The sequence below is a fragment of the Aminobacterium sp. UBA4834 genome, assembly GCF_002400205.1.
GTDB classification, from domain to species: domain Bacteria; phylum Synergistota; class Synergistia; order Synergistales; family Aminobacteriaceae; genus Aminobacterium; species Aminobacterium mobile.
In genome coordinates this window covers 1-4,526 of sequence record NZ_DHFC01000009.1, presented here as the reverse complement: position 1 = coordinate 4,526, position 4,526 = coordinate 1, and the positions used below count along the sequence as shown (strand labels likewise).

The following is a 4,526-nucleotide window of genomic DNA, read 5'->3' as shown; positions in this document are numbered from 1 at the left end:
AGGGAGTTATTCATATACAAACAGAAGGAGCTGCTGTGGGGCAGATTAATGGTCTTTCTGTTATTGATTTGAGAGATTACGCCTTTGGTCATCCTTCAAGAATTACAGCTAATGTATATATGGGGCAAGAAGGGGTAGTGAACATAGAGCGCGAGGTTAAACTTACAGGCCCTATACATAATAAAGGGCTCCTTATCCTTACTAGTTATCTTGGAAGGAAATATGCTCAGAATATGCCTCTTTCACTTTCGGCCCGTATTGCTTTTGAGCAAACATATAGTGAAATCGAAGGAGATAGCGCCTCTTCTACCGAACTCTACTGTTTGCTTTCGGCTCTTGCTAATGTCCCTCTCCGGCAGGAAATTGCTGTAACGGGATCTGTGGATCAGTTTGGAAATGTACAACCTATTGGCGGCGCTAACGAGAAGATAGAAGGATTTTTCCGATATTGTAATTCGAAGGGGCTTTCTGGGAGACAAGGCGTTATGATACCTAAACGCAACGTAATTCATCTAATGTTAAGTCAGGAAGTCCTTGATGCTGTTTCGGAGGGGAATTTCCATATCTGGGCAGTGGACACTATAGATCAGGGAATAGAGATCCTTACGGGAAAACCAGCGGGAGCTCCTGATGAGCAAGGGGTATATCCTGAAGATTCTATTCATGGCCTCGTTAAAAAACAACTTGTTTCTTGGATGAAAGAAGCTGCACGACTTAAAAAGGAATTTGGAATTGATGGAGAAAAGGAATCAGAGAAGACAGAAGAATAGGCTGGTGAATGTGCGTTGCTGAAATTGTCATGTACAGAACTTCCTAACCCCGACCATGTTTTAGAGATTCTTGATCGACTGGAAAAATGTTGGCACATGGAAGAGAACCCTCCACATTTGCGGCACGAGGAGCCTTTGGATGGTTTAATTTTGACAGTGCTTTCGCAAAACACAAATGATAAGAATCGCGATAGGGGATATATGAACCTCAGGAAGTTGTTTCCCTCGTGGGAGTCTGTAGCAACAGCTTCTTCTGAAGATATTCGAGAAGCTATTCGAGTCGCAGGTCTTTCTGATGTTAAATCGAAGCGCATTCTTGAGATATTAGAACAAATTTATAAGACCTTTGGGGCGTATTCTTTGAAGAGCTTGCGAGAAAAGAGCTTGGAAGAAGCGAAATTTTTTCTTCTGCATCTTCCAGGCGTGGGGGCCAAAACCACAGCATGTGTCCTGCTTTTTGACTTAGGGTTTCCATCTTTTCCTGTAGATACCCACATTTCGCGGTTTTCGAAAAGAATTGGATGGGTTAAAGAACGTTGCAAGCCTGAGGAAATAGGGGCTGTTATGGAGCAAGTTGTTCCAGAGCATCGTTATTTAGGGGGGCATGTGAATATTATTACTCATGGTAGGAATATTTGTTTGGCTCGTAACCCTCGTTGTTCCCAGTGTTCCGTAGCGGATCTTTGTGTGTTTGCAGGCAAGCTAAGGGATAATAAGTAGTTTTTCCTTCAAGCATTTTTTAGCATTTATAAGAAATGGCTGTCATATAAATAATATGACAGCCATTTCTTTGAAAATATTTTATTAAGCTTCGTCTTGTTCTTCTTGCCCTTTGAGATTGTTAAGCACAAGGCGATACCCATCAGCACCATACTCTAAGAATTTCTTTACTCTGCTAATAGTAGCTGTGCTTGCCCCAGTTCGTTGCGCTATTTGAGGATATGTATAGCTTTCATCCAGTAATCTCGCTACTTCAAGGCGTTGTGCTAAAGCTCGGATTTCTCCAATAGTGGCAACATCCTCCAAGAAGCTATATACTTCCTCTTCAGTGTTCAAGGATAAGAAAGCTTTGCACAATTGATCGGTCAGTTGATCCTTCCACTTCTCGGCCATTACTATTACCTCCTCGTTAAAACTATTTGGGAAAGGCAGTGCAGCACTCTGTCAAGATCTGTCTCTACACCAATAGAAACACGAATCCAAGACCCACTCGTGCCTGAAATACAAAAGAATTTTACTGCGATGCCAGCTTCCTTAAAGGTTTTCTTTATTTGACGTTCTTCTTCCGGTACATGAATAAAAACAAAATTGCCGCTACTTGGATACACTTGTATGCGAGGAATAAGCTGGCATTTTTTTATAAAACTATCTCTGAGATTGCAGATTTGCCGCGTTTTCTCTATAAGTAGATGAGGTTCTCTTAAGAGTATCTTAACAGTTTCAGCTGTTAAGACATTAATATTAAAAGGGCTCTTAATACTGTTAAGCTTATGAGCGACATCAGGGTGACAAACTCCATAGCCAAAGCGGATTCCAGCAAGTCCCCATGCTTTTGAAAGTGTCTTAAGTGCCACGATCCTTTGGGGGAAATCTTGTTCTCTCAATGTTTCGAGATAGGTAGAAGGAGCGAATTCTCCGTATGCTTCGTCTATGACCGTTATAGCACTGTTCTCGTAAACTACTTTTTGTATAAATTGGAGAGGCATTTGCTTTCCTGTAGGATTATTAGGCGAATCAATAAGAACGAGGCTTGGTTTTTCTCTTTGCATAGTGTCAAAGAAAAGGTTTTCATTAAAAGAACACAACCCATCAGTCATATCTATAGGAATTGTTATATGCCGAGCATGAAAAACCTTACAAAGATGGGCGTATTCGGAAAAAGACGGCGAGAAAGTGAGAACAGTAGCACCTGGCTGTACATATGCGGTGAAAAGAAGGCATAAAACTTCATCTCCACCGTTCCCTAAAACAAAGAATTTGTTCGGGAAATGAAGTAATGAGCTTAGTGCGTCCTTTATATCTTTATATCCAGAATCTGGATAGCGATTCCACTCTACTTCACGGAGCGCGGAAAGAACCTTTTCTTTGATAGAAGAGGGCAACAAAAAAGGGTTTTCATTTTTATCCAGACGAACCATGTCCTCAATACGAAACATAAAAATCTCCTTCCCCTTCGGGACTTCAGCTAATTAAAGAATGAAAATTAATAAATGCAGTCTATCATTCACGGTAAAAGCTGTCAACTGGAATAAAAGAAAGTTGTGGCAAAACAGCTATAAATTTGTTTTGGGGGGAAAAATAGTATGTTTCCCTATCCGTTAATACAAAGCATAAAAGAGAGTACATGTTTTTTTGTTTTAGTGTAATATAGATCCATATTATAAAGAATCGAATAAATATACTGCGGAGGGAGACAGTGGAGGAGGCTATTAAGGTATCTATTAAAAATTTAGAGAAGTGGAGAGGAATAATTGTCGAAGATGTAATGAGCCGGGATAAGGCAATTCTTATCCCACAGGGCACTGACGTGCAATCTCTTTTTGCCAAGCATTCAGATATTATCAGAGATCTTGAACGGCATCATATAGAATGGGTGTGGATTCGCCCTCAACATTTATCGGAGGGAGTTACTTTCGAGTCTTTTTCTCATATATTTCCCGAATTAGATCCTCCATTGCTAGTCATCAGTCCACGATTTGCAGAAGTTATATCCTATCAATTTGAAGTTTTTTGTAAAAATATACAGAATAAGCGGGTTCGTCGCGAAGGCATTCGCTCTTTCTTGTATGCAGGGAATCTATTACAAGATGAAGTTTGTCAGGCTTCTTCCATTACTCTCTCCCTTTTCCAAAGCGATGATAAAGAAGAGAAAAAATATTTTATACACTCTATTAATGTAGCTTTATTGAGCGGTTTTATAGCGAAGCAACTATTTCCTCACTGGAAGGACACTATCAAGAAGGCTATTATTGCTGGCTTATTGCATGATATTGGAAAAACTTTATTAGCGCTTCCCCTAGAAGAACAAGGAAAACATACAGTCCTTGGAGAAGCTCTGATGAGAGAGGGAGGAGTTGAGGACGAGGATATTTTAGAAGGAGTACGTTATCACCATGAGAGGTGGGATGGAAGGGGCTCTTGCGGACTAAAAAAGGAAGAAATTCCTTTAATGGGAAGGATTGTTGCTGTAGCTAACTCTTTTGATTCCCTATCCCAACAAAATATTACTACCAGCTCACAGCGGCTCTCTTTCGTGATGACGAACGCTGGAGTTCGTTTTGATCCTTTTATAGCGCGGGCTCTCGTACCTACGCTAGGACTTTATCCGCCAGGAAGTGTAGTAGAGCTCTCTGATCATAGAAAAGCTGTGGTTATTGAAACCCGTTTCCGGAATATTTTACAACCTCGAGTGTATATTCCTGAAGAGGAAGGAACATCTTCAAAGGAAGAAAAGGTTCTTGATTTAGAACGTGTCCCTTCTTTATTTATTCGAAAAGTATGTACTGACGTTATCAAGAAACCAATAGAAAATTTATCCAATAAGGTTGTTATAGCACCTCGGAAAGGATACATCTATGAAAAATATACAGGGTAACGGAAAACGAACTTTGACTGCTCTTTGCATCCTAGACTAATATGCGGTATCCTTACTCTGATCCGTTATCAAGCTCTGAACTTTTAGGAGGTACGAAATGAATGAGTCAGGTAATTGACACAAGTGATTTTTATTCTGGAATAAAAATCACTTGTGTCAAT

5 protein-coding genes are annotated in these 4,526 nt (G+C 40.2%); 3 read left to right on the top strand and 2 right to left on the bottom strand.

Translation table 11 applies throughout. From position 1 onward, the window contains the following. Positions 1-770, top strand: a 770-nt coding sequence (locus tag B3L97_RS03985) for a S16 family serine protease (protein ID WP_286934232.1), incomplete at its 5' end; no start/stop codon positions are given. 15 nt (positions 771-785) lie between these two features. Then, entirely contained in the window at positions 786-1,490 is a 705-nt protein-coding gene (locus B3L97_RS03980) for an endonuclease III domain-containing protein (protein WP_286847637.1), read from the top strand. Positions 1,491-1,574: 84 nt separating this feature from the next. Here B3L97_RS03980 and B3L97_RS03975 read toward each other — a convergent pair whose 3' ends face one another. Further along, the gene (locus B3L97_RS03975; RefSeq protein WP_024822171.1) at positions 1,575-1,883 is read right to left on the bottom strand and encodes a YerC/YecD family TrpR-related protein; all 309 of its coding nucleotides are present in this window, start codon (positions 1,881-1,883) and stop codon (positions 1,575-1,577) included. 5 nt (positions 1,884-1,888) lie between these two features. Further along, positions 1,889-2,926, bottom strand: a complete 1,038-nt coding sequence (locus tag B3L97_RS03970; protein WP_286934231.1) for a pyridoxal phosphate-dependent aminotransferase — start codon at positions 2,924-2,926, stop codon at positions 1,889-1,891. A 260-nt stretch (positions 2,927-3,186) separates the two neighbouring features. Between B3L97_RS03970 and B3L97_RS03965 the strand changes: the two genes are divergently transcribed. Further along, a complete protein-coding gene (locus B3L97_RS03965; RefSeq protein ID WP_286934229.1) occupies positions 3,187-4,365 on the top strand; it encodes an HD-GYP domain-containing protein in 1,179 nt (392 codons plus the stop codon). The last annotated feature ends 161 nt before the right edge of the window (positions 4,366-4,526 follow it).